Genomic DNA, 24,022 nt, shown 5'->3' on the forward strand with positions numbered 1-24,022 from the left:
CTCCCCCCTTGTGGGGGAGATGCCCGGCAGGGCAGAGGGGGGCGCTCCCGCCGACCTCTCAACCAATCCTGGGAGCGTCGTCACGCCAGTTTTCAGCACTATCGCTAGTTGACTCAAAGGCTCGCGATCCTTCGCGCCCCCTCTGTCCTGCCCCCACGAGGGGGGAGATCGGCGGCTTCGCCGTCCCGTCCTGCGACTGCGACCGCAGCGCGTCGTTCAGCGCCCACATGTCCTTTTCCTCCGGCGCGGTTTCCAGCCCGAGCACGGGGATCTGTTTGCGCAGATGGTCGTGGTGGGTGCGCACGCCATATTCGAGGTCGGAGAGGTAAAATCCCTCGAAGGCTTCGGACAGCATGGATTCGTTCGACCACACGGAAAGTTGCACGTCCTCGTTCATGGTGTCGCGATCGATACGGTAGGCGAGGTAGCGCGCCGCCGCCTGTTCCCTGGTCTCGTCGGGATAGCGGTAGATGGCGCCGCGCAGCAGCGTCTCGCCGGTCGACAGCGGGAACTCCTGATAGAACTGCACGGATTCCGGCATGATCGACAGGGCGTTGTTGGGGAAGATGCCGTAATAGATCCAGGCCTTGCGCAGATGCTCCGGCAGATGCGCCGCCTCGGGTGCGAGCTTGATGTACTGCCCCACACTCCAGCGCCGTCCGGCATGCGGATTGTAGGTGGCGAAGGAGCGCGATACGCCGTTGATGAACGGCTCGTCGAAATAGGTCGCGCCGTAGAGATCCTGCAAGGCCGGATGCGCCATGGCGACATGGTAGCCTTCATTGTCGACGTCGCGCACCGACTTCCAGTTGACCGGCGACTTCTGCGTCCAGATGCCCCAGGACGGCACCATGTCGGCGACGCCATAATGCGCCATCTCGGCCTCGATCGGCTTCAGCAGTTCGGCCACCGACGGCTGCGGGCCGCCCTTGCGGAAGCGGATGAAGATGAAGCCCATCCAGATTTCGAGGTCGAGCGGCATCAGGCCGAATTCGGTCTTGTCGAGATCGGGGAAGGAGCGCGGGCGGGCAGCACCGCGCAGCGTACCGTCGAGATTGTAGACCCAACCGTGGAAGGGGCAGACCAGCGCGTTCTTGCACGTGCCCTGGCTGTCGGCGACGACACGGCTGCCGCGGTGGCGGCACATATTGTTGAAGGCGCGCACGACGCCGTCCTTGCCGCGCACGATCAGCGCCCGTTCGCCGACCACGTCCATGGTCAGATAGTCGCCGGCATTCGGCACATCGGAGACATGGCCGGCGATCTGCCAGTGATTGCGGAAGACGTACTCTTTCTCGAGTTCGAGCAGGGCGTCGGAATGATAGCTCCAGCCCGGCAAGCCCCGCCGGTCCCAATCATTGGGGATCGCCACGTCACGGAGGTGCGGGTTCATAAACGGCTCTTCATTTGTTGAATACTCATTCAATAAAAGCATATTTTTCATTGAAATGCAATGGTTTGTGGAAATCAGAAGTTTCCAGGGGGCTGAGTTCTGGCGCTTTCTGAACCAGCATGGCGAGAGAAAATCCCGGAAATTCCGGGTGTTAACATGAGTTGTGAAACAGGCGCGCCATGTGGGGATTCGGGGCTGCCGCGTCGGGAAAATGACCTCGCCTGGCAGGGAAAGATCGCCGCTGCCCCGGTAATCCATTCCGAAGTGTGGGATTGGTCACTGTCCGGCGACCGATTCAGGCCTAGAGGGGTGTTAGCAGCGTCCTTGTCGCGCAAGGAGTTTCGCAAACGAACCTGTGTCGGGTGTGGCCAAATATGCCGGTAATAACCGAAATTTCTCGTTTCAAAGCCGTTACACGAGCAAGCGGGATGCATCATTCGCCCGTTACCAGGCGCGATTAAGTTCGTTTTACTGAAAAAAGAAAATCGACGACAGGGAACGATGATGTTTACCAAAATCCGGACCGCCAGCCACGACCACCAGTTCCAGGCCCCCGAGCGCAATGACCGCCGCCCGAAGCTGGCATTGCGCCAGCGCGCCAGCGACAACCCGATGGGGATGTTCACGGTGCTGGCGACCGCCGCATTCGTCGGCATGGCGTTCGCGCCGACCGTTGGCCCGGCCTTTGCCTCGCTGAACCCACCCGCGAACGTCATCGATGGCGCGACAACCACGACCAAGACCGGGCGCCTGCCGATGCCGCAGATCGATTTTGCCTGCAAGGGCCAGGCCTGGGGCGCCGAGAGCGTGAACTGCCTGCGCGCCATCGCCCAGCAGTCCGGAGTGCACAGGGCTCGTGCCGTCCGGATGATCGCCAATGCCGCGCCAATGGCCAGTACGCCAAACGTTTTCTGATACTTTCGAGCGTCCTCCAGCGCTCCAGTCAGGCTCCCGCCGTATCGTCGGTCGGGAGCTCTTTTTTTGCCATATCGTTATCGCAAAGCCGCTGCGCACCCTCGGATCAAGCCCGGGGGCATGCTTTGCGCGACATGCATTAGCTGCCCAACGCCGCCTGTTCGGCAATGGCCGATAGCACGCCGCGCACGTCCAGCGTGCTGAACGGCTTTTCCAGGATCTGCGGCCGCAGTTGCGCGGGCAAGGCCTCGATCTCGGCCTTGGCGCCGATCAAGTCGCCGGTGACCAGCACGAAGCGCCGCGCCAGGTCAGGCCGCTCGGTGAGCAGTTCGCGATAGATCGATATGCCGCTGGTGCCGGGCATGCGCAGATCGGAAAAGACGATGTCCGGCGGCATGTGGCCGCCCAAGGTCGCAGCCGTCGATGCCCAGATCGGCACGATGCGCGACTTGATGCCCATCAGTTCCAGAATGTCGGAGAGCGAGGCGGCTACATCGGGCTCGTCATCGATGATCAGCGCATGGCGCAATCCGCTCGACCGCACTTGGCTTTCGCCGGTGACGGCGCCACTGGCGGCAATCGCCGGCAATTGCACGACGAAACGTGCGCCCCTTGGCACAACCTCCTCGAACCAGACATTGCCATTGTGCCTTTCGATGATCGACTTCGAGATCGACAGGCCGATGCCGGTGCCGACGCCGACCGGCTTGGTGGTGAAATAGGATTCGAAGATACGGGCGCGTATCGCCTCCGGCACGCCCGGGCCGTTGTCTTCGACGGAGAAACTGGGATTGCCGCGGTCACTGCGAAAGGTGCGGACCTTGATCAGCCGGTCGCCGCCGATACCGGCCAAGGCGTGCTGGCTGTTGACGAGGAAGTTGGCGGCCACCTGGGTCACATGGTCGGCGTCGGCCATGGCCAGCAGCGGACCGCTGGCAAAATCGGTATCGATAATGATGCCGGTCGATCTGGCGCCATAGGCTGTCACTTCGAGGGCCGCGCGAACCACCTGGTTGAGGTCGGTCTCTGCCTGGGCCGCGGGATGAAGGCGCACCATCGACAGAAAGCTCTTGACGATGCGGCCGCAGCGCTCGGCGGCGGCGCGCACCTTTTCGGCGCGCACCTTGGTCTGCGGATCGGACGCGAATTCGTGCAACAGCGTCGATTGGGCAACGACCACGGCCAACGGGTTGTTGAGCTCATGCGAAACGCCGGCAAGCAGCGAGCCCATCGCCGCCATCTTCTCGTTCTGGTGCAGCTTTTCGCGCTGGCGGCCGATCTCCTCCTCGGCGCGCAGCTTGTCGCGCAGGTCACGGATAGAGCCGAAGATCAGGCGACGGTCGGCGACCCGCATCTCGGTCGCCGTCAATTCGATCGGAAAGACTTCGCCGGCCGCGTTCTGGGTAACGGTCTCGAGCCGCTGGCCGACCATCGGCGCGCCGCGGCCCGACATGTATTCGGCGCCCGACGCATAGCCCTTGCGGTAATATTCCGGAACGACGGTGTCGAGCAGGTCCTTGCCGAGGATGTCGCTGCGCTGGTAGCCGAACATCTTTTCGGCGGCCGGATTGAATTCGATGATCGACCCGGTTTCGTCGATGACGATGATGGCATCGAGCGAGGCCTGCAGCATGGTGCGGCGGATGACCTCGCTGGCATGGGCATCGGAAAGCGAGCGTTCGATGGCGTCGCTGATGGCCAGCGCGATGATGTGCAGCGTGGCCTCTTCCTCGTCGGTCCATTCTCGCTCGTTCACACAGTCGTTGATTGCCAGCGTGCCCCACAGATGGCCGTGCGCAAAGACCGACACCGACAGGAACGACTTGATGTGCTGCTTTTCGAAATCGGTTCTCAGGAAACCGTCGAGGTCGCGCGTGTGTCCGGCGAAGACCTTGCCTTGCCGTTCATCCTCGCCCAACCGTTCCAGCAGCGGATCCGAATTGACGATCGACTGCATGATCACCGTCGGCGAAGCCAATTCGCCGCCAGACCGAGGGTCGATCCAGTAGGCCGCGACCGACTGGGCAAAGCCCTGGCCTGGCAGTTCGCGCAGACGAAACAGGACGCCGCGCTGGCAATCGAGCGCCGTGCAGAGCGTCGCAAGGATGTTTTCCATCTCGCGCTGCCAGTCACCGGCTTCGCGCAGCCGGCGAACGACATTGACAGCCGCCATCGCCGCACCTTGCCTGGCGCCGTGCATATCGGTGCGTCCTGCTTCAGCAGTCATCGTTAGCCGTCATTTTCAGGGCCGTGCCAGGCCAGAGTGGATACCAGCGGCCCGTTCAGTTGCCTTCACCGGTCGGCAACGAGAAGATATAGCCTTCGCCGCGCACCGTGCGCAGGAATTTCGGATTGGCCGGGTCCGCCTCGATCTTCTTTCTCAGCCGCATGATGCGGATGTCGACGGCGCGTGACGATTCCGGATCCTCGACGAAGCCGATCGCCTCGGAGATGGCGGCCCGCGTCAACAGCCGATTGGCGCGTGTCAGGAAAACCTCGAGCACGTCGAACTCGCTCTTGGCCATGTCGATGACCGTGCCGTTGGCGCCAGTGACGAACCTGCCATCGAGATCGGCATGGAAGGGCCCGAAGCTCATGGAACGGCGGTCGGCCGTTGCGTCGGCCTTGGCGCCTTGCGGCTTGGTCGGTTGGGGAACACGGCGCAGCACGCTGCGGACCCTCGCCAGCACCTCGCGCAATTCGTAAGGCTTGACGATGTAGTCGTCGGCGCCGAGTTCCAGCCCGACGATGCGGTCGAGCGCGGTGCCGGCGGCGGTGGCATAGATGACGCCGATCGGCATTTTCGAGCGCAGCCAGCGGCCGAGCGACAGGCCGTCCTCGCCGGGCATGGCGATGTCGAGGATGGCGAGATGGAACGACTGCGTTTCCAGCAAACCGCGCGCTGCTGCGGCGCTCTCAGCCGTCGCCACATCGTAGCCGCTGGCGCCGAGATACTCGGCAACCGCGTCCCTCAGATCGGGCTCGTCCTCGACGATGATTATTCGTGCCCGCACTATGCTCTCGCTCTCGCTCCCGCTTTCAGTGGAAAGTAGATTGGGTATAAACATCATGTCCAGCGCTCATATTCGGTTGCTGAGGGAATGGTAGGAAAAATGGCCGCACGATCCGTTATTGCGCTTGTTTCCGTCGCTGACGTGGTCGCGACCGATCTCGCCGACCATCTTGAGCGGCGCGGCCATGATGTGCGCGCGGTGCGGCAACCCTGGGAAGCCGAATCCCTGCTTTCCGGAAAGGGCATCGATGTCGCCGTCATCGGCGACAGCCTCAGCCAGGCGGAGGGACGTGACCTGCTCAGGCGTTTCGGCGGCGACGGCGGGCCCGATTTCATCCTGATCTGCCGGCCAGCCGATCTGGTCGACAAGGTGCTGGCGCTCGAACTGGGTGCGGCCGACGTCGTCGAGAGCCCGCTCAATGTCAGGGAACTCGCCGCCCGGATCGGTGGATTGCTGATGCGCCGCGGCAGGAGCGCCGGGGAACTGATCGTATTGGAGAACGCGACGGTCGACCTGCGGTCGGCCATGGTCATGCATCGCTCCGGCACGGAGGAACAACTGTCGCCAGGTCAGGTGGCGCTGCTCAAGCTGTTTCTGGCCAGTCCGCGCAAGGTGCTGACGCGAGACGACATCATTGCCGGAGCGCCCGCCGAAAATGCCGATGCCTTCGATCGTTCGATCGATTCGCGCATCGTGCGGCTGCGCCGCAAGCTCGATACCGAAACCATCACCACAATAAGAGGCGCGGGCTACCGGTTCGATCCGCCGATGCAGTTCACCGATTGAGGAAAGTTCATCGATTGAGAGCAGGGTGGCCACCTGCTGTCTACAAGTCCTGGCGCTCAACGCGCCACGAGAAGCGACGGACCTGACGGCATTTCGCCAGGCCCCGTTTGGCTGGCAATGACGATCTCTGTCGCCTGAGCGCGGTCCTTCAGTAGCACGGTGACAAGACCGACAAAGCCGAGCAGGCCCTGAGCATAGAGCAGTGCGGAAAGCACTGAAGCTGCGAATTTCGTGTTCATCGTATCCACTCCCCAAATTCAGATATGCGTCATGCTTCGGGATACCCCCGAAGTGCCCGCGCCGCTGCGGAGCCCCCCGTTGCGGCGCGGGCCTTCGGTCCTCTCGGCTGCAAGTTGCCGGAGGGGCCGCGCATCTTTCTTCAGCCCAAAACCGACCCGCCAGAGGGCCTTGAGCCGGTTGACGCGCAGGCTGGAAACGATCCAGACCGTGGCGAGAAACAGGACGCCGGTTTCGATTTCATGCCGATTTTCGTTTGGCGCCGGCTGTTTCCGTTGGGTCAAATCTGCGGCTGGCCTGTATCCGCATCATGCCGCCCCACGCCACGCTTTGTTGCAAGTTGGTTTCGAGCGAGGTCGAATTTCTTTCATATGAGGGAAAAGCGAGTTTTCGCCAGGGGTTAGCCGGCATCTTCCGTTCGCCGGGCTCGACGGCAGCCGATGCTGTTTGCTTCGGGTTCCACTTCGAAAGACCGCACCGAGCGGGTTGCTTCCGTTAATCATAAGAAACAGATTCGAAACATAAACGCGCATCCTCCGAAATCAGTTCGAAACACGTGCCAACGATAAGCCGTTCATCGAATTGGAACCGGCCATATCCGGCAAACAGGGGGACATCATGCACACCACCATTTCCGCCAAGCTTATCCACATTACCGCGGCCGCCCTGACGGGTGCGGCCCTTCTGCTCGGCGCCGGCAATGGCGCTGCGCAAGCCGCCAACAAGATTGTGGCGCGGGTCTCGCTTTCGCAGCAGACCATGGAAGTCCTGGTCGACGGGCGGCCGACCTTCGCCTGGAAGGTCTCGACCGGCGCCAGGGGGTATGTCACGCCGACCGGCTCGTTCAAGCCGACCCGCATGCACCAGATGTGGTATTCGAAGAAATACGACAACGCGCCGATGCCGCATTCGGTCTTCTTCAACGGCGGCTACGCCGTGCACGCGACCAATGCCGTCAAGCGCCTGGGCCAGCCGGCCTCGCATGGCTGTGTGCGGCTGCATCCGGACAATGCCGCCGACTTCTATCAGCTTGTCGAGGTCTTCGGGCCGGCCAACACCAGCATCGTCATCGTCAAGTAGGCTGTATTGGAGCGGTTGGGAGGCCCTGAGCTATCGGGCTTTACCGCTCCGGCTTCCCGCCGGAGGCGTCGGTAAAGTCAAGCAGCCAAAAGAGGCCGGGTTTTTCCGGCCTCTTTTATTTGGCTCTAGTCCTGCAGTGCCGGCATCAGCTTCGGGTCGGGCTTTTCGGCAAGATGCGGCAGGTCCTTGCTGGCGATGAAGGTGTAGAACATCGGCACCACGAAAAGGGTGAACATGGTTCCGACCAGGATGCCGGTGAAGATCACCAGGCCCATCGAATAGCGCGCCGCCGCGCCCGCGCCGCTGGAGGTGATAAGCGGCACCACGCCAAGCGCCATCGCCGCCGTCGTCATCAGGATCGGTCGCAGCCGCACCTTGGCCGAAGCGATGATTGCGTCGCGCCGCCGCATCCCGTGCTGCTCACGCTGCTGGTTGGCGAACTCGACGAGAAGGATGCCGTGCTTGGTGATCAGGCCGATCAGCGTGATCAGGCCGACCTGCGTGTAGATATTCAATGTCCCTAAGCCCAGATTGAGCGGCACGATGGCGCCGAAGATCGACAGCGGCACCGCCATCATGATGATCAGCGGGTCGCGGAAGCTTTCGAACTGTGCCGCCAGCACAAGATAAATGACGATAACGGCCGCGCCGAAAGCGATCAGGATCGTGTTGCCCTGTTCCTTCTCCTGCCTGGACTGGCCGGAGTAGTCGATGAAGAAGGTGTCGGGCAGGTTCTCCTTGGCTATATCCTCGAGGGCTTTCAATCCGTCGCCAGTGGTGACGCCAGGCAGCGGGAGCGCGGAAATCGTCGCCGAATTCAACTGGTTGAACTGCTCGATGGCGGCCGGCGACGCGTTGGTCGAAATTTTCACGACCGCCGAAAGCGGCACCATCTTCCCGTCCACGCTGCGCACGAAATATTCGCCAAGCTTCTCCGGGTTGTCGCGGAATTCCTGCGGCACCTGTGGGATGATGTCGTAGCTGTTGGAGTCGCGGTCGAACTGCGCCACTTCGGCGCCGCCGACGAGCAGCGTCAAGGTCTGGCCGATATCGGCAATCGGCAGGTTGAGGGCCGCGGCACGGTCGCGGTCGATGGTCACCGTCACTTGCGGCGCGTCAAAAGCCATCGAATTCTGCACGACGATGAAACGGCCGGAGGCCTGGGCCTTGTTCTTGATCTGCTCGGCCACCTCGTACACTTCGGAGGAATCGCCGGTCGAGCGTACCACCATGGCGATGGGCAGGCCGCCACCGGAGCCCGGCAGCGTCGGCGGCGCGAAGACGAAGGCTTCGACGCCTGCTACTTTGGCGATACGAGCGGTAATGTCGGCCTGCAGTTCCTTGGAATTGCGTTTGCGCTCCGCCCAATCCTTGAAGGCAAAGCCGACGAAGGCGCTGTTTGTGGTACCCTCGAAGGCGACGGCCGAGAACTGGGCCCGCGTCTCCGGAATGTCCCTGACCAGGCCGAGAATCTGGTTGACGTATGTCTCCGTGTAATCGGATGTCGCATAACGTGGCGCCGTTACCAGCGAGAGCAGGAAGCCCTGGTCCTCCTCCGGCGCCAATTCGCTCGAGGTCTTGGTGAACATGAAGCCGGTGACGCCAACAAGCGCAAGCACAATGATCAGCGTCAGCGGGCGATAGTTCAGCGAACCGGTCACGGCTCGCTCATAAACGTGCTCGACCCGCGCGAAAGTGCCGTCGACAATACGTTGGAAACGGCCTGACGTGCCGGACTTCAGGAGGCGCGCCGACATCATCGGCGTGATGGTGACGGCGATGACGCCCGACAGCACCACCGAGCCGGCGAGCGTGACCGCGAACTCACGGAACAGCGCGCCGGTCAGGCCACCGGTGAAGGCTAGCGGCGCGAACACGGCCGCCAGCGTCATGGTCATTGCGACGATGGCGCTGGCGATCTCTCGCATCCCGCTGAAAGCTGCTTGCATCGGCGACATGTGGTCTTCTTCCATGTGGCGGTGGATGTTTTCAACCACCACGATGGCGTCATCGACGACATATTCGTTCTCGGTGTTGCCGGGCGCCGACAGGAAGTTGGAATTGTTGATCGCCGTCAGCACTTCCGAGGCCGTCACGCCGCGCGCGGCAAGCCTGACCGGATCGATCCAGACGCGCATCGAAGTCTGCTTGCAATCTATATCAAGCTTTCGGCCAGGGATTGCGAGGAGCCGCAACCGTCGGCCTCGTGGATCTTTTCCGCGATCGCGGAGGATCCCGATTTCCTGACGCCGATAAAATCGTTCAAGCGGCAGCTCTTCGATCGGCTGAAGGGAGAAACGCCTGATCTCAAGGCGCTGCTGGTCTGCTTTCTCGCCATCGAGGGGCTTCGCAGCATGAACCTCTTCGATTCGGATATCCTTTCGGCCGATGAACGCGGGCTGCTGGTATCGTCCTTGCTGCGGATTGCGGGATAGTTGCCCGGGGGCGGCCGGGAACGCTCAAGGGGCCGGAAAGCACGCGCAGAAGGCTGCCTCGACAATGGCAAGCTTGGCAGCCTGGACGGCCATGTATTCCTGGTGGAACTGCTTCGAAACCCACATGACCGAATGGCCGCGCCGGCCCAGCCAGCCGACGCTGCCGAGGTCTTCGGCGTCGCGCAACTTGCGTGACAGATGGGTCCGGGAAAGCTCGAGCCAGTTGGCGAAGTCCACGATCGACACAACGCTGGTCGGGATCTGGTCCAGCGCCGCGCGCCCTTGGATGCGCAAAGATGCTGTAGCCCTTTGATTTTTGCGTGTGATCTCCAGCGAAGCTGGGAAGGGAATTCGCTCACTGCGCTGCTCTAAATGATGCGAATGTCGAATTCGCCGCATCCGCCGCAAAGACGCAAATCACATTTTTCCAGTCTACACGCGCTGGTGTTCCAGAATCCGGCAACGATCTCGGATCGATCACGATAAGGTTATCCAGGCAGTTGCTGTTTGCAGCCTCCGGAGTGCCGTGCACGATCCGTGCCGTCACATAGGGTTCATTGTGCGGACATAGCGTTTCCCCCGGTTTTTGCTGCAATGCAAGAGGAACGGGACATGGTGGACGTTGTTTCAAGCGAAGCGGGGATCCCGAGACCGAACCATCCGCTCGATCAATCAGGCGGCGCGAAGTGGTTCCTGCCGGCCTTCGGCCTGCTGGTGCTCGCCGGTATTGTCTATGTCGGCTACGCGCTCAGCCAGGATCTGGCCGTGGCCAAAACGGTGCCGTGGCTTCTGCTCGGCATCGCCTTGCTGATTGCGCTCGGCTTCGAGTTCGTCAACGGCTTCCACGACACCGCCAATGCGGTGGCGACTGTCATCTACACGCGCTCCTTGCCCGCGGAATTCGCGGTGATGTGGTCGGGTTTCTTCAATTTCCTTGGGGTTCTCACTTCAAGCGGCGCGGTTGCCTTCGGCATCCTGTCGCTGTTGCCGGTCGAGCTTATCCTGCAGGTCGGCTCGTCGTCAGGTTTTGCCATGGTGTTCGCGCTGCTCGTTGCCGCGATCCTGTGGAACCTCGGCACCTGGTTCCTCGGCCTGCCGGCATCGAGTTCGCACACCATGGTCGGCTCGATCATCGGCGTCGGCCTTGCAAACCAGTTCATGGCGCCGGCAGGCAGCGCCACCAGCGGCGTCGACTGGGGGCAGGCGACCAATGTCGGCATCACCTTGCTGGTCTCGCCGATCGTCGGCTTCTTCGCCGCCGCCGCCCTGCTCTATGCGATGAAGCTGCTGGTGCGCAATCCGGCGCTCTATGAAGCGCCGAAGGGCAACACCCCGCCGCCATGGTGGATCCGCGCCTTGCTGATCTTCACCTGCACCGGCGTCAGCTTCGCGCACGGCTCCAATGACGGGCAGAAGGGCATGGGCCTGATCATGCTGATCCTGATCGGTGTCGTGCCGACGGCCTACGCACTGAACCGGACGCCTGATGTGAACTACCTCGAAGCCTACAAGTCGGCTTCGGTCGGCGTCGAGCAGGCGCTGGGCAAATATGTCAAGCCGGGCGTTACCGTGGCGGATGCAAAGGCAGCGGTCCAGGACGCCGTCCGCACGAAGACCTGGAACGACCAGACCACGCTCGCGCTGCAGACATTCATCAACAGCACAACGGCTTCGCTTCAGCCCTACGCCTCGGTCGACAAGGTTCCGACCGATCTGGTCAGCAACGCCCGTAACGAGATCTATCTGATCGGCGAAGCGCTGAAGCTGATCGACAAGAAGCAGTTGCTGCCGATGGAGGCCACCGATCTCAAAGCGGTCACCGACTACCACAAGGCGGTCGACAACGCGACGAAGTTCATCCCGCTCTGGGTGAAGATCGCCGTCGCGCTGGCGCTCGGTCTCGGCACCATGGTCGGCTGGAAGCGCATCGTCGTCACGGTCGGCGAGAAGATCGGCAAGAGCCACCTGACCTATGGCCAGGGCGCCGCGGCCGAGTTGGTGGCGATGGTCACGATCGGCGCGGCCGACCGCTTCGGCCTGCCGGTGTCGACGACCCATGTGCTGTCGTCGGGCGTCGCCGGCACGATGGCGGCGAACGGCTCGGGCCTGCAATGGTCGACGGTGCGCAACCTGCTGCTTGCCTGGGTGCTGACGCTGCCGTGCTCGATTGCGCTCGCGTTCGTGCTGTTCATCATCTTCCGCCAGGTGTTCTGAGCGAAACGAAACAGTCTTCATAAAGACAAAGGCAGCGCCGGAGACCGGTGCTGCCTTTGTCGTGTTCGGAGCAATTCTGCTGAGCCTGAGGGCCTACACGCAATTTCGGACGGAAACCGCTACACGCTTTTCCTGGAATTGCTTTAGGTCGGATCCTCGCGGTGCAGATCGTGGATGGCGACGCCCTCGGCATCGCTCGGCAGTGTCAGCCATTGGCGATGGCGCAGCGTGCGCTGGGTATCCTCGAGCCCCATCTCCCAGTGTTCGCGCATCGAGGTGCCCGAGAATTCGTAATCCTTGGCGTGGCCCTCGTAACCCTTGCGCTGGTAGATCAGGTGGACGATGTTGACCACGCCGGCCTTCGAATAGTCCTCGATCAGCTCTTTTTCGCCATCCCCCAGCAATTCGGCGGGGACGCGCTTCAGCGCATCGAGCAGCTTCATCTTCAGGGCGTGGATGCGCTGGAAATTGTCGGTGTTCTGCCGCGTGCGGCTCGAATACATGATGTCCTTGTGCCGCGACAAAACATCGGCCATGCCGCGCGGCAAGGTCCCGCGAGCACTGAACAGGTCGACCTGGAACACCAGCGAAGAGCGGTCCTCTTCCTGGTCGAGAAGATATTGCAGCGGCGTGTTGGAGACGATGCCGCCGTCCCAGTAATACTCGCCCTCGATGCGGATCGCCGGGAATGCCGGCGGCAGCGCGCCGCTCGCCATGATGTGCTCGGGGCCGATGCGCACCTTCTCGGTATCGAAATAGACGAAGTTGCCGGTCCTGACATTGACCGCGCCGACGCTCAGCCGCTTCTTGCCGTCGTTCAACACGTCGAAATCGATCAGGCTCTCCAGCGTGTCCTTCAGCTCTGCGGTGTCGTAGAAGCTGGTGGCGCCCTCGGCGCCCGGCTGCTCGAACCAAGGGTTGGGGTTGCGCGGCTTGAAGAAGCCGGGCTGGCCCATGGTCATCGTCATCCACGAGGAAGTTCGGTTGCGGATGTCGCGGTAGATGTCGCCTTCCGGCGTATAGGCCCAGATCTTGCGCCCCGAAATCGTCTGCCAGAACTGCTCCAGCCGCTGCAGCCGCCGGCTCGGCTCGTTGCCGGCGATGATCGACGCGTTGATGGCGCCGATCGACACACCGGAAAGCCAGCTCGGCTCACAGCCGGCGTCGGCCAGCGCCTGATAGACCCCGGCCTGATAGGCGCCCAGCGCCCCGCCGCCCTGGAACACCAGCGCGACGCGGTCATATTGCGCCGAGATCTCCTCGATGGTGGCGGCTGCCGCCTTCTTGCTGTTGCGTTCGAGCACGGTTTTGGTCTCCGATTTCTGTTTGAGCATGATCTTGTCCGAAAACCGGTTCCCACTTGTTCGGGATCACGCTCTGAATATCTGGCCCGGATCAGCCATGGTCGGCGAGATAGTCGTGAACCACCTCGCCCAGCCCAAGCGTCAGATCGGCGGTGAAGTGAACGGCCGACACGATGTCGAGCACCGGCAGGCGCGCCACGTCGGCCATGACATGAGGCCGGAGGTCGAGTGCGGCCGGCGCCGTCCAGGCTTCCTTCAGCGTCACGTCGGTGAGGTGATAGCGCACCAGCTCGCAAATGCGCGGCGTGCCGTCGACATGCGGGATGATCTTGATCAGGAAGTTGGGTGCCGCGAGCGAGGCGAGGATCTGGTCGTGATCGGCCGGCCTGTGCTTGTAGCCCATCGTGCCGGTGGCGCACAGCACACTGCCATAGTGCAAGGTGCCGACCACCACCTCGCCCTCATGCACGATCTTGGGATTGGCGAGCTTCTTCGGAAAGCCCCACAGCTCGCGGCCGCCGGCGATCGGCGCGTCGTCATCGAGATACATGGAATGGACATAGGCGCCGTGTTCGCCCTTGTAGCGCACGGGAATGACCTGGCCGGTTTCGGTGTAGTCGCCGAAGCCGGTCGAATCGGGCATGCGGATGAATTCGTACTTGACCAGCGGCTCGTCGATTTCGAGCGGCGCCGGCACCACTGCTTCAAGCGCTTCGCGCGTGGTGCGGTAGGTGATGATGACATATTCGCGGTCGAAGAAACGATAGGGACCGGGCGGGAAGGAGGGGTTGGTGAGCGGCATCGCATAGGCGCGCTTCACGACGTCGGCGATTTCCAAGCTGTTGCCCCATTCGTTGAGGAATGACCGCGCGAGCGCGCGGTGGATTATGTTGCATGGCACCATGACAGTGCCATGTCAGCCGTCTGGCAGTCCCTTTGGAACAGGCTTGTTGACGCCGTCGCAACCCTGTAATCGCACAGACATATGGCTGTGGCATTGTCATGCTGCGGCGCACAAAGCCACTCCTCAACTTCCCTCCCACCTGTCGCGAGATCATCATGGCCATGCTGTCTTCCAAGAACGCCCTCGTCACCGGCTCGACCAGCGGCATCGGCCTGGCCATTGCCCGTGCCTTCGCCGCCGAAGGCGCCAACATCACCATCAACGGGCTGGGCGACGCCGCCGCATTAGAGCAGGAGCGCGCCGGCATCGAGAAGGATTTCGGCGTCAAATGCCGCTATTCCGGCGCCAACATGATGGACGGCGCGGCGGTGAGCGCCATGGTGCACGAGGCCGAGCAGGCTTTCGGCAGCCTCGACATCCTGGTCAACAATGCCGGCATCCAGCATGTCGCGCCGATCGAGGAGTTTCCCGACGACAAATGGGAAGCCATCATCCGCATCAATCTGCTTGCCGCCTTCTATGCGATCAAGGCGGCGCTGCCCGGCATGAAGGCGCGCAAATGGGGCCGCATCATCAACACCGCGTCGGCGCATGCGCTGGTCGCCTCGCCATTCAAGTCGGCCTATGTGTCGGCCAAGCACGGCATAGCCGGCCTGACCAAGACGGTGGCGTTGGAAGCCGCGCAAGACGGCATCACCGTCAATGCGATCGCGCCCGGCTATGTCTGGACGCCGCTGGTCGAAAAGCAAATACCCGATACGATGAAGGCGCGCGGCATGACCGAGGAGCAGGTCAAGCACGATGTGCTGCTTGCGGCGCAGCCGACCAAGGAGTTCGTCACCGTCGAGGAGCTTGCGGCGCTGGCGCTGTTCCTGTGCTCGGATTCGGCCAGACAGATCACCGGAACGACCTTGCCGATGGATGGCGGCTGGACGGCGCAGTAAAGTACTGGCGTCCTTGCCGCAGCCATCATTGTCATTGCCGGATTTCCAACGTATTGCCCCACCCATGCCGTGCCGTTTGTTCGAACAATCGGCGCGCAGCGCGGTGATACGCCAATGGGTGAAGCATGAGCGAAATCAGGGTGGAGCGTCTCAGCAAGCGGTTCAACGAAACCGCCGCGCTTGACGCCGTTTCGCTTCGTTTTACGGCGGGCTCCTTCACGGCGCTGCTCGGCCCGTCCGGGTGCGGCAAGACCACGATGCTGAGACTGATCGCCGGCTTCGAGGCGCCCAGCGAAGGCCGCGTGCTGTTTGGCGAGGAATTGATGGCCGATCCGCGGCGGCAGGTGCCGCCGGAAGCACGCGGCGTCGGTGTCGTCTTTCAGTCCTATGCGCTTTGGCCGCATATGGATGTCGCGGCAAACGTCGCCTATCCGCTGAAAGCCCGGCATGTCGAACGGAGCGCTATCGCCGGCCGCGTCGGTGCGGTTCTCGATATCGTCGGGCTCGACGGTTTTGAAAGCCGCCGCATCGAGGAATTGTCCGGCGGCCAGCGCCAGCGCGTGGCGCTGGCGCGTTGCCTGGTTGCCGACGCCAGGATCATCCTGTTCGACGAACCGCTCGCCAATCTCGACATGCATCTGCGCGCGTCGATGGTCGACGCGTTTCGCGACATCCATCGCCGTACCGGCGCCACCATCGTCTATGTCACCCACGACCAGGCCGAGGCCCTGGCATTGGCCGACCGGGTCGCCGTCATGAGCCAGGGCAAGGTGCTGCAGGCGGCACCGCCGCAGGAGGTCTATCGCGCGCCGGCCAATGCGACGATCGCCGGCTTTGTCGGGCGCGGGTCGATCGTTGCGGGGATGGTGATGGATCCTGCGGAGAAGACCGCAACGGTCGACATAGCTGGGCATCGCCTCATTGCGCGAAGTGCCGGGGCATCGGCGGGGCCGGCCAAAATCCTGCTGCGCCCGGAGGCGCTGCGGATTTCACCTGAGGGCATGCCGGCAACGGTGCTCGACAGCATCTATCGCGGCCCGGTCCACGAGGTGCGGCTGGCACTGTCTGCACCGGGACAGGAATTGCTGATCGACAGTGCCGATGCGCTTGCGATCGGCCAGCAAGTGCATGTAGCAGTCGCGGACGCGTGGATCATCCCGGACACTTGAGCCGGCTCACCGCCAGGGCAACACACCCGCCGGAAGTCGCCGTCCGAACCGGTCGAGCACAAGCAGCAGGACGACGACAACGGCGATCGTGGAAACGGCGATCGCCGCGGCCTGGGTTCCAAGGCCGGCCTCCTCGAGGCTGAACAGCACCACGCCCAGCGTCTCGTTGCCGCTCGACCAGAGCAGGGCCGAGACCGTCAGTTCGTTGAAGGCGCTCATGAAGACGAGCAGTCCGCCGGCCACGGCCGCGGGTGCCGCGAGCGGTGCTGTTATCGTCATTAGCCGGCGAAGGCCTCCGGCTCCCGACACCGCCGCCGCCTCGTCGAGATCGCGCGAAATCTGTCCGACCGCGGTCGCCACCGGTTTCAAGGCGAGCGTGAAAAACCGCATCGCATAGGCAATCACTATGATCGACGCCGTTGCATAGAGGCTGCCGATCAGCGGCAGCGGGCGCAGGAACAGAAGGATGCAGGCAATGGCAAGGACGACGCCGGGGACAGCATAGGGCAGGTCGACGATGCCGCCGAGGAGACGCTGCCAGCGCCGGCCGAGCCGTTCGAGCACCGCGGTCACCGGAATGACGCCGACGGCGAGGATCAGCGCTGCACCGCCGGCAAAAAGGATAGAGTTGCGGAAAGCGCGGACCGTCGAGGCCTGCCGGACCAGAACCTCGGCATAGTTGGACGCAGTCATCGTCTGCCAGCCAAGCGGCACGCCGAAGGACGGGACGAGCGACGTCGCCAGCAGCGCGCAGGCCGGAAGCACCAGGATGAAGCCGATCACCAGCCAGCCAAGGCCGGCGAGCGGCAAGCGGTAGCGCCTGAGCTCGAAACGCGCCGGCGTGCCGGCGGTGAAGCGGTGCGCGGCACCGCGCAAGGCCAGCGACTGGCAGGCGACGCCGGCCAGTGCCAGCACGCCGACCAATACCGACAGCGCCGTGATCCGCGGCAGCACGCCGGGACCGAAGCTCGACAGATCCTGATAGATCAGCGTCGGCAGCGTCAGATAGTTGACCGGCATTCCAAGCAGGGCCGGGATGCCGAAATTGCCGACGCCCGACACGAAGGCGAGTGCGGCCGCGGCCACGACATAGGGACGCACGACCGGCAGCACGATGGTCCACAGAACCGACAGCGGCTTGGCGCCGGAAGCCCTGGCCGCCTCGACGAGATCGCGCGGGATGCGGGAGAGCCCGGCCCGCAGCGTGATGAACACGATCGGCGCGTGCTGGACGGCGTAAAGCAGGATGATGCCGTTGCGGCCGAGCATCGGATTGGGCGTGCCTGGCGGCGGCGCCATGTCGGCCATGCCGAGAAGCGTGCTGGACGGACCGAACAGATGCAGCCACGACAAAGCGGTGACCTGCGGCGCGATCATCAGCGGCAACAGCAGCAAGAAGCCCAGCGCCTTTCGCCCGGGCAGGTCCGTCATGGTGACGGCGATGGCGAAGGGGCCACCAAGGCAGACCGCCAGTACGGCGCCAAGGAAAGCCGTGTCCAGCGTGTGCCACATCGCCCGCAAGGCGGCCGGCTTGGCAAGGCGTTGGACGAATGCGCCGAAGTCGAGCTCGCCGCCCGGCGCGATAGCCGCGATGACGAGCCTCACCATCGGCAACAGGCTGAGCAGCGCGATCACCAGGAGGACGGCGAGCGCCGATGCGCGAAACCCTGGCGTGGCTCGCGACATGTGCCCGCGTCGCGCCGGCACACGCTGCCCGGGGAGGATATCCTGCGCCGACGACACCGTTGGGCTAATTGGCTGGCTACTGGCTCATCACGGCGCCGAACTTTTCCTTGTTGGCGGCGTCGTTGGCGAGTGCCGCGGCTGCGTCGTAACCCAGCACCTTGATCGACGAACGGTCGGGATAGCCGGCCGGCAAGGCGACATCGGCGCGCGCCGGAATGTAGCCCATCTTGGCGGCGACTTCCTGGCCGTCCTTGGACAGCAGGAAGTCGACGAAGGCCTTGGCAGCCTCGGTGTCCTTGGCCGTGGACAGGATGGCGACCGGCTCGGTGACGGCCGAAACGCCTTCCCTGGGGAAGACGAACTCGACGGGAGCGCCCTTGGCCTTCTCGCGAATGGGCATGTAGTCGACGATCATGCCGAACAGCTTGTCGCCGCCGCTGACGGCCTTCAGCACGTCGCCATTGCCGCCGCTCGCCTGGGCGCCGTTCTTGGCCAGCGCGTTGTAATAGTCCCAGCCCTCCGGCAGATTGCCGGTCAGCGTCACGGTGTGGATCATCGCGGCACCTGACGTCAGCGGGCTCGGCATCGCGACAAGCCCCTTGGCCTCCGGCTTGGTGAGGTCTTCCCAGCTCGACGGCACGAAGGGCGCTTTGGTGTTGTAGACGATGCCGGTGGTGATCAGCTTGGTCGAGAAATAGGTCTTGTCCTTGTCGTAGAGAGTGGCGTCGATGCCCGAGACATCGGCCTCGGGAAAGCTGAGCAGCCTTCCTTCCTTCTTCAACCCTTCCATGGTCACGACATCGGCAATCAACAGCACGTCGGCCTGCGGCTGGCCGGCCTCGATCTCGGCACGCAGCTTGGCCAGGATCTTCGGCGTTCCATCGCGCACCCATTCGACCTTGATTCCGGGGTTCTTCGCCATGAAGGCATCGACGGTCTGCTGGGCGTCGGTGTTGGGCTGGCTGGTGTAGAGGACAAGCTTGCCGTCGGCAGCCGAAGCGCCTCCGATGGCGGATGCCAGCAACATGGCGGCGAGAACGATCTTGCACATGAAAAACCCCACTTGGTGTGAAGAGACGGATCCGGCCGACGCCGGATGCGGGAACGCTCTCCCTATCGCTGCAGGATAAACCTATTGTGACAGGCGGAGCCGACAAGAATTGACGGATTCTCGACGGGTCCAAGGTGCCGCCCGGGGGAACTTTTGTTCTGCTAACGATTTTGGATGTATGGTGGAAAATCGAACGGCCAGAAGGGGATTGCCAAATGACGATAAAACGCTTTGCGATCCGCGTGCTCGCTCTCGCTATAGGTTGCAGCCTATCCGCCTCGGCTTTCGCGGGCGACAAATACCGCGATCACCGGCACCGCGACTATCGGGTTCAATCCGAACGCTACGTTCCCGCCGATCGCGATATCATCGCCGTCCTGTTCGGCGGCCCGCGCTACTATGATCAGCAGTTGTTCACGACGGCCGCCAGCGCCTGTTCATACGACAGGATCGGGCCCGATGCGAATGCGCTGAACAAGATCAACGATCACCATTGCGGGAAGTAGGCAGTAGCCTCAGCGGCCGGCAGTCTCCTTCATCCGCTCGATGATTTCCGCCATCAGCGCCAGGTCGCGGCGTGAATCGGCAAGGTCCGTCAGCGGCTTCGTTCCGTCGGTGATGTGGCGGTGGAAAATCTCCAGTTCATTCGAGAAGGCGTCGCCATAGAGCGGCCCGAATGTCCGGGTTACCGGGCCGAGCGGGCCGGCTTCAGTCACCTCCAGCCGTGTCGGCAGGCTGCGGATGTAGGGCGTGTCGTAGATGATGCGTACGCGCTTGGTGTTCGAGCGCACCTCGATCATGGCGTCGAACAGGCCAAGTTCGTCAACGACCGCGTCGTAGCAGCAGGCGAAATGCCCATAGTCGAAGGTCACTGAGGTGTTGGCGCCGCCATTGGTGCGGTGCGCGGCGAGCACCCTGACGGGTTCGCCGAGCAGCCCGCGCATCGCCGAAATATGGTGCGACGACAGCGCCGTCAGGCCACGATAGGCGCGCATGAGATCGGCCGGCGCATCGGCGCCCACGACTTCGCGGATCAGCGTGTCGCGCTCCCTGGCGCCACGCTCCAGGAGCGTAGGGTCGATATCCCTGGGATAGAGGATGTTCTGGCTCTTCTTCAGGAAATGCCGGCCCTCGGAGATCAGGTCGAAGACGCGCGCATGGGTGATGTCGGCAATGTCCGGCAGTTCGTCCTTGGCCGCCAGATAGGCCGGTGCATAGCGACGCATGTAGCCGACGAAGATCGTCTTGGCGTAGTTCGTCGTCAGCGCCAGCAGCTCATCGATCTCGCGCACCGTCAGGCAGGCAGGCTTTTCCAGAAGGATGTGCTTGTCGGCCTCTACGGCGGCGCGGACGAAGCGGCTGTGGGTGTCGTCGGATGAGAGCACGAAAACCGCGTCTACGTCGGGCGAATTAATCAGCGCCTCGGCCGTTTCGAAGGCCCTGGCGGTTGGGTATTCGGATGTGGAGAGCGCCACCAGACTCGGCGAGACGTCATGGACGCCCGCTATCACCCAGCGGTCGCGCTGGTCGGCCAATACAGGCAGATGGATCGACTGCGCGACCTCGCCAAGACCCACAAGTCCGACACGGATTACCGCCACTCGCAAACTCCCTTCTCTATCATTCAATTCGTAACGAGCCGGCGAATGGATGGCTTCTACGCCGCGCCGGTGACAAGTGCGACGAGTTCGTTGCCGGTGGTTTCCGACGAGCGCACCGTCGCCACCATCCGTCCAGCCCGCATCACCCAGATCTGGTCGGACAGGCGCCGCACCTGATCGAAATTGTGGCTGACCAGGATGACGCTCACCGCCTGCTCGCGCAGGCGCCGGATCAGCGCCTCGACATTGGCGGTCTCCTGCACGCCGAGTGCCGCCGTCGGCTCGTCCATCACCACGAGCTTGGCGCCGGAGCCAGCAGCGCGGCAGATCGAGATCGCCTGCCGCTGCCCGCCCGACAGACGCCGCACGCGCTGGTTGACCGAAGGCATGTTGATCGACAGGCGCGACAGCATGGCGCGCGCCTGCTCTCGCATCGCCTTGCGGTCGAGCAAGGCGATGGGGCCGATCCGGCGCACGATCTCGCGGTTGAGGAACAGGTTCTGCGCCACGGTCAGTTCGTCGATCAGCGCGAGGTTCTGGTGCACCGTCTCGATGCCGGCCTTGCGCGCCTCGTCGGGATTGGCGAAGGGACGCGGCCGGCCGTCGAAGAAGATCTCGCCGCCGTCCGGCACATGCACGCCGACCAGACAGCGGATCAGCGTCGACTTGCCGGCGCCGTTGTCGCCGATCACCGCGGTGACCTCGCCGCGGCGGGCCTGGAAGGCGACGTCGGTGAAGGCGCGAATGCCGCCGAAATGCTTGCTCAATCCTTCGCAGGCGAGGATCGCCTCGGACGACGGGATGTGATGGACGGCGCTCATTTCTGGTACCGCATGATCAGGGCGGCCAGCACCACGATGGCGCCCACGGCGAGCGGTTGGTAGAAGGCGGAAACGCTGAGCAGGGTCAGTCCATTGACCAGCGCGGTGAGCATCAGCGCGCCGATCGCCGGGCCAAGAATGCTGGCGCGGCCGCCGAACAGGCTGACGCCGCCCAGCACCACCGCCGCCACCGAATTGAGCAGAAGGCTGGTGTTGATCAGCGGTTCGGCCGAGCCGATGCGCGCCACCAGAAGCAGCGAGGCGATGCCGGCGCAGAAGCCTGAAATCGTATAGGCGGCGATCTTGACCCGGTTGGTGCTGATGCCGAGCGCACCAGCACTTTCGACCTGGCCGCCGGTGGCCAGCAGATGCACGCCGAAGCGGGTATGATAGAGCGCGATATGCGCGACGATGACGGCCGCGATCGCCACCCAGACGGGATAGCCGAACGGTCCGAAGGAGCCGGAGGCGAGCTTGAGCAGGAAGGTCGAGCCGACCATCGTCGGCTCGCCGCCCGACAGGATGAGGCCGAGCCCGGTGATGCCTGAAAGCGTGCCGAGCGTCACTACGAAGTCTGGAATTCTTCCGGCGGTGATGAGGACGCCGTTGAGGAAGCCCACCGCGCTGGTGGCAAGAACAGCCAGCACGCAGGCGAGGAAAATGCCCCAGCCGGCGGCGTAGACGAGACCGAGGATGATGGCACCCAGCATGACCGCGGCAGCCAGCGAGAGGTCGATACCGGCGGTGGCCACGACGAAGGTCTGGCCGATCGACAGCACGACCAGGATCGCCGCCGCCAGGAGCAGGGCCTGCAAATTGGCGATGCTGAGAAAGACCGGCTGGGCGATGCCGAAGACGATGACGAGGCCGACAAGGCCGACGACCGATGCCCAGTCGGCCCAGAAGGAAGGATCCAGGAGGAGAGCCGACAGGGAGGGGCGGCTCTCCTCCGCCGCGCCCGCGGTATGCACGGGCGCGTTTTGTTCAGGAGTGCTCACTTCAACATCTCGCGGAAGGGATCGGGATAGTCGCCGCCCGGGCGCGGGAAGTTCTTCAGCGAGGCTTCGGCATTGTCCTTGTTGATCAGCAGCACCGGCGCCGGCACGTTGGCGGGCAGTTCCTTGCCCATGGCCGCTGCCTTGCAGGCCTCCACGCCCATGGCGCCGACGACGTACGGATACTGGGCGACGGTGGCGGAGAGTTCGCCGGCCGCGACCGATTTCAGCGCGTCGACGATGCCGTCAAGGCCGATCACCTTGACGTCCTTGCCCGAGGTCTGCACGGCACGCTGGACGCCGAGCGCCATGATGTCGTTGGCGGCGAAGAAGCCGGCGAGATCGGGATGCGCGGCGAGAATGTCGGTGGCCGCGGTCAGGGCCTTCTCGCGGTCCCAGTCGGCGCTGACCATCACCACGACGTCCAGCTTGCCTTCGACGGCCTGCTTGAAGCCCTTGATGCGGGCGTTGCTGCCGACATCGCCGACGATGCCGGCCACCAGGGCGACCTTGGAGCCGTTCGGAACCAGCTTCAGCATCTCCTCACCTGCCAGCACGCCGGCGGCGACGTTGTCGGTGCCGATATAGGTTGAGATGGCGAAGCCGGCGGCCTTGGCCTGCTCGGCGTCGATGGTGCTGTCGATGTTGACGATCGGTTTCTTCTTCTGGGCGACGGGAACAAGCGCCTGGACGAGGTTGGAGACGCTGATCGGATTGACCAGGTAGCAGTCGAAATCCTGCATGGCCATGGCGGTCAGGCGATCGGCCTGTCCGGTTGCGTCGCCCATATTGGCGGCTGCCTGGACAGTGACGCCGACGCCGTCGGCCTTGGCCTGCTCTTCGATGCCCTTCTGCATGTACTGGAAGAACGGATTGTCGAGGCCCTTGACGATGGCCGCGACTTTCGCCGCGTCCTCGGCATGGGCCGGCATTGAAATCACGGTTGCAAACAGACCTGCGGCAAGCGTCAGGCAATTGAACATGCGCATGCTTCGTCCTCCTCCTAATTGTTGGTTGCTTTGTATTCGGCTCGTTTCTCGACGAATGGAATGCCTGTGCCGGGCGGGGCAATGGCCGGCCCGGCGCTTGCAGCGGCAAGCTCCCGACCAATCGTCGATCGCCATGCGGCTCGCAGATTCAGGGCCTGGTTCGGGCCACTTTTCGTATCAGGCATTTCTCCTCCCAGAGTGCTGACGGATACAGGTCAGCATTTCCGCATGTTTTAGAAAAATTTGACATGCGTCAAGAATTAAAATGGTGTGCAGTGGCTTTTGATGTGCTGCAGCGCAGCAGGAATTGGGAGAGGCAGACTCAAGGATATTTGAACGTCGAGGCAAACCTTGAGGTGCTGGAGGGACAGCACCCCCCTCTGTCCTGCCGGACATCTCCCCCGCAAGGGGGGAGATTGGCAGCTTCAGCGCCCCGCTTCCCTGCAGCGTTGGTAATTGGCGAAAGCCAAAATGACGTCCGATC

21 protein-coding genes and 3 pseudogenes are annotated in these 24,022 nt (G+C 63.2%); 8 read left to right on the plus strand and 16 right to left on the minus strand.

All coding sequences use genetic code 11. From position 1 onward, the window contains the following. Positions 1-58 precede the first annotated feature (58 nt). Positions 59-1,393 (minus strand): aromatic ring-hydroxylating dioxygenase subunit alpha, encoded by a 1,335-nt coding sequence (locus tag MESS4_RS06840; RefSeq protein WP_006328129.1) that lies wholly within the window; start codon positions 1,391-1,393, stop codon positions 59-61. Positions 1,394-1,897: 504 nt separating this feature from the next. Here MESS4_RS06840 and MESS4_RS06845 point away from each other — a divergent pair. Beyond that, positions 1,898-2,308, plus strand: a complete 411-nt coding sequence (locus MESS4_RS06845; protein ID WP_006328131.1) for a hypothetical protein — start codon at positions 1,898-1,900, stop codon at positions 2,306-2,308. Positions 2,309-2,447: 139 nt separating this feature from the next. Here the strand turns inward: MESS4_RS06845 and MESS4_RS06850 are convergent, their stop codons facing one another. Both MESS4_RS06850 and MESS4_RS06855 read right to left on the minus strand, forming a co-directional pair. After that, on the minus strand, positions 2,448-4,535 hold the full coding sequence (locus MESS4_RS06850) for a hybrid sensor histidine kinase/response regulator (RefSeq protein ID WP_051070850.1): 2,088 nt from the start codon (positions 4,533-4,535) through the stop codon (positions 2,448-2,450). 55 nt (positions 4,536-4,590) lie between these two features. Then, positions 4,591-5,322, minus strand: a complete 732-nt coding sequence (locus tag MESS4_RS06855; RefSeq protein WP_036240814.1) for a response regulator transcription factor — start codon at positions 5,320-5,322, stop codon at positions 4,591-4,593. Between the two features lie 99 nt (positions 5,323-5,421). Here MESS4_RS06855 and MESS4_RS06860 point away from each other — a divergent pair, with 99 nt between their 5' ends. Next, a complete protein-coding gene (locus MESS4_RS06860; protein WP_006328140.1) occupies positions 5,422-6,108 on the plus strand; it encodes a response regulator transcription factor in 687 nt (228 codons plus the stop codon). A 56-nt stretch (positions 6,109-6,164) separates the two neighbouring features. Here MESS4_RS06860 and MESS4_RS06865 read toward each other — a convergent pair whose 3' ends face one another. Next, on the minus strand, positions 6,165-6,347 hold the full coding sequence (locus MESS4_RS06865; protein WP_006328141.1) for a hypothetical protein: 183 nt from the start codon (positions 6,345-6,347) through the stop codon (positions 6,165-6,167). 616 nt (positions 6,348-6,963) lie between these two features. Here MESS4_RS06865 and MESS4_RS06875 point away from each other — a divergent pair. Next, positions 6,964-7,425: a L,D-transpeptidase gene (locus tag MESS4_RS06875; protein ID WP_006328145.1), complete on the plus strand. Its 462-nt coding sequence runs from the start codon at positions 6,964-6,966 to the stop codon at positions 7,423-7,425. 125 nt (positions 7,426-7,550) lie between these two features. Here the strand turns inward: MESS4_RS06875 and MESS4_RS06880 are convergent, their stop codons facing one another. Next, a complete protein-coding gene (locus MESS4_RS06880) occupies positions 7,551-9,563 on the minus strand; it encodes an efflux RND transporter permease subunit (RefSeq protein ID WP_006328150.1) in 2,013 nt (670 codons plus the stop codon). A 9-nt stretch (positions 9,564-9,572) separates the two neighbouring features. Here MESS4_RS06880 and MESS4_RS06885 point away from each other — a divergent pair. Then, positions 9,573-9,860 (plus strand): annotated as a pseudogene (locus tag MESS4_RS06885) (TetR/AcrR family transcriptional regulator); the annotation flags it as partial. 24 nt (positions 9,861-9,884) lie between these two features. Here the strand turns inward: MESS4_RS06885 and MESS4_RS06890 are convergent. Beyond that, positions 9,885-10,130 (minus strand): annotated as a pseudogene (locus MESS4_RS06890) (hypothetical protein); the annotation flags it as partial. Positions 10,131-10,472: 342 nt separating this feature from the next. On the opposite strand from MESS4_RS06890, the gene MESS4_RS06895 reads away from it, so the two are divergent. Beyond that, positions 10,473-12,074 carry an inorganic phosphate transporter gene (locus MESS4_RS06895; RefSeq protein WP_006328162.1) on the plus strand — a complete coding sequence of 534 codons (1,602 nt, stop codon included), beginning with the start codon at positions 10,473-10,475 and terminating at the stop codon, positions 12,072-12,074. Positions 12,075-12,217: 143 nt separating this feature from the next. On the opposite strand, the gene MESS4_RS06900 is transcribed toward MESS4_RS06895, so the two are convergent. Together MESS4_RS06900 and MESS4_RS06905 are read right to left on the minus strand one after the other, a co-directional pair. Next, complete coding sequence (locus tag MESS4_RS06900; protein WP_036240821.1) at positions 12,218-13,378, minus strand: patatin-like phospholipase family protein; 1,161 nt, start codon at positions 13,376-13,378, stop codon at positions 12,218-12,220. A gap of 91 nt (positions 13,379-13,469) precedes the next feature. After that, positions 13,470-14,216, minus strand: a complete 747-nt coding sequence (locus MESS4_RS06905; protein ID WP_006328165.1) for an acetoacetate decarboxylase — start codon at positions 14,214-14,216, stop codon at positions 13,470-13,472. Between the two features lie 221 nt (positions 14,217-14,437). Between MESS4_RS06905 and MESS4_RS06910 the strand changes: the two genes are divergently transcribed. Beyond that, the gene (locus MESS4_RS06910) at positions 14,438-15,226 is read left to right on the plus strand and encodes a 3-hydroxybutyrate dehydrogenase (protein WP_036240822.1); all 789 of its coding nucleotides are present in this window, start codon (positions 14,438-14,440) and stop codon (positions 15,224-15,226) included. A 125-nt stretch (positions 15,227-15,351) separates the two neighbouring features. Then, complete coding sequence (locus tag MESS4_RS06915) at positions 15,352-16,395, plus strand: ABC transporter ATP-binding protein (protein WP_006328173.1); 1,044 nt, start codon at positions 15,352-15,354, stop codon at positions 16,393-16,395. A gap of 6 nt (positions 16,396-16,401) precedes the next feature. Here the strand turns inward: MESS4_RS06915 and MESS4_RS06920 are convergent, their stop codons facing one another. Next, positions 16,402-18,081: an iron ABC transporter permease gene (locus MESS4_RS06920; RefSeq protein ID WP_006328174.1), complete on the minus strand. Its 1,680-nt coding sequence runs from the start codon at positions 18,079-18,081 to the stop codon at positions 16,402-16,404. A 76-nt stretch (positions 18,082-18,157) separates the two neighbouring features. After that, positions 18,158-19,132 (minus strand): ABC transporter substrate-binding protein, encoded by a 975-nt coding sequence (locus tag MESS4_RS06925; protein ID WP_006328175.1) that lies wholly within the window; start codon positions 19,130-19,132, stop codon positions 18,158-18,160. Between the two features lie 215 nt (positions 19,133-19,347). On the opposite strand from MESS4_RS06925, the gene MESS4_RS06930 reads away from it, so the two are divergent. Next, positions 19,348-19,638: a hypothetical protein gene (locus MESS4_RS06930; protein ID WP_006328176.1), complete on the plus strand. Its 291-nt coding sequence runs from the start codon at positions 19,348-19,350 to the stop codon at positions 19,636-19,638. Between the two features lie 9 nt (positions 19,639-19,647). On the opposite strand, the gene MESS4_RS06935 is transcribed toward MESS4_RS06930, so the two are convergent. The 6 genes and pseudogenes from MESS4_RS06935 to MESS4_RS34190 all read right to left on the minus strand — a co-directional run. After that, positions 19,648-20,733 carry a Gfo/Idh/MocA family oxidoreductase gene (locus tag MESS4_RS06935; protein WP_006328177.1) on the minus strand — a complete coding sequence of 362 codons (1,086 nt, stop codon included), beginning with the start codon at positions 20,731-20,733 and terminating at the stop codon, positions 19,648-19,650. Positions 20,734-20,789: 56 nt separating this feature from the next. After that, the gene (locus MESS4_RS06940) at positions 20,790-21,554 is read right to left on the minus strand and encodes an ATP-binding cassette domain-containing protein (RefSeq protein WP_006328178.1); all 765 of its coding nucleotides are present in this window, start codon (positions 21,552-21,554) and stop codon (positions 20,790-20,792) included. Further along, complete coding sequence (locus MESS4_RS06945; protein WP_006328179.1) at positions 21,551-22,552, minus strand: ABC transporter permease; 1,002 nt, start codon at positions 22,550-22,552, stop codon at positions 21,551-21,553. The genes MESS4_RS06940 and MESS4_RS06945 overlap by 4 nt, the downstream gene beginning before the upstream one ends. Then, positions 22,549-23,538: a substrate-binding domain-containing protein gene (locus MESS4_RS06950; protein WP_006328181.1), complete on the minus strand. Its 990-nt coding sequence runs from the start codon at positions 23,536-23,538 to the stop codon at positions 22,549-22,551. The genes MESS4_RS06945 and MESS4_RS06950 overlap by 4 nt, the downstream gene beginning before the upstream one ends. Before the next feature lie 14 nt (positions 23,539-23,552). After that, the gene (locus tag MESS4_RS33320) at positions 23,553-23,723 is read right to left on the minus strand and encodes a hypothetical protein (RefSeq protein ID WP_006328182.1); all 171 of its coding nucleotides are present in this window, start codon (positions 23,721-23,723) and stop codon (positions 23,553-23,555) included. Further along, positions 23,716-24,022 (minus strand): annotated as a pseudogene (locus MESS4_RS34190) (hypothetical protein); the annotation flags it as partial. The gene MESS4_RS33320 and the pseudogene MESS4_RS34190, both read right to left, overlap by 8 nt.

This window comes from Mesorhizobium sp. STM 4661, from assembly GCF_000359125.1.
In the GTDB taxonomy this organism is placed as follows: Bacteria; Pseudomonadota; Alphaproteobacteria; order Rhizobiales; family Rhizobiaceae; genus Mesorhizobium.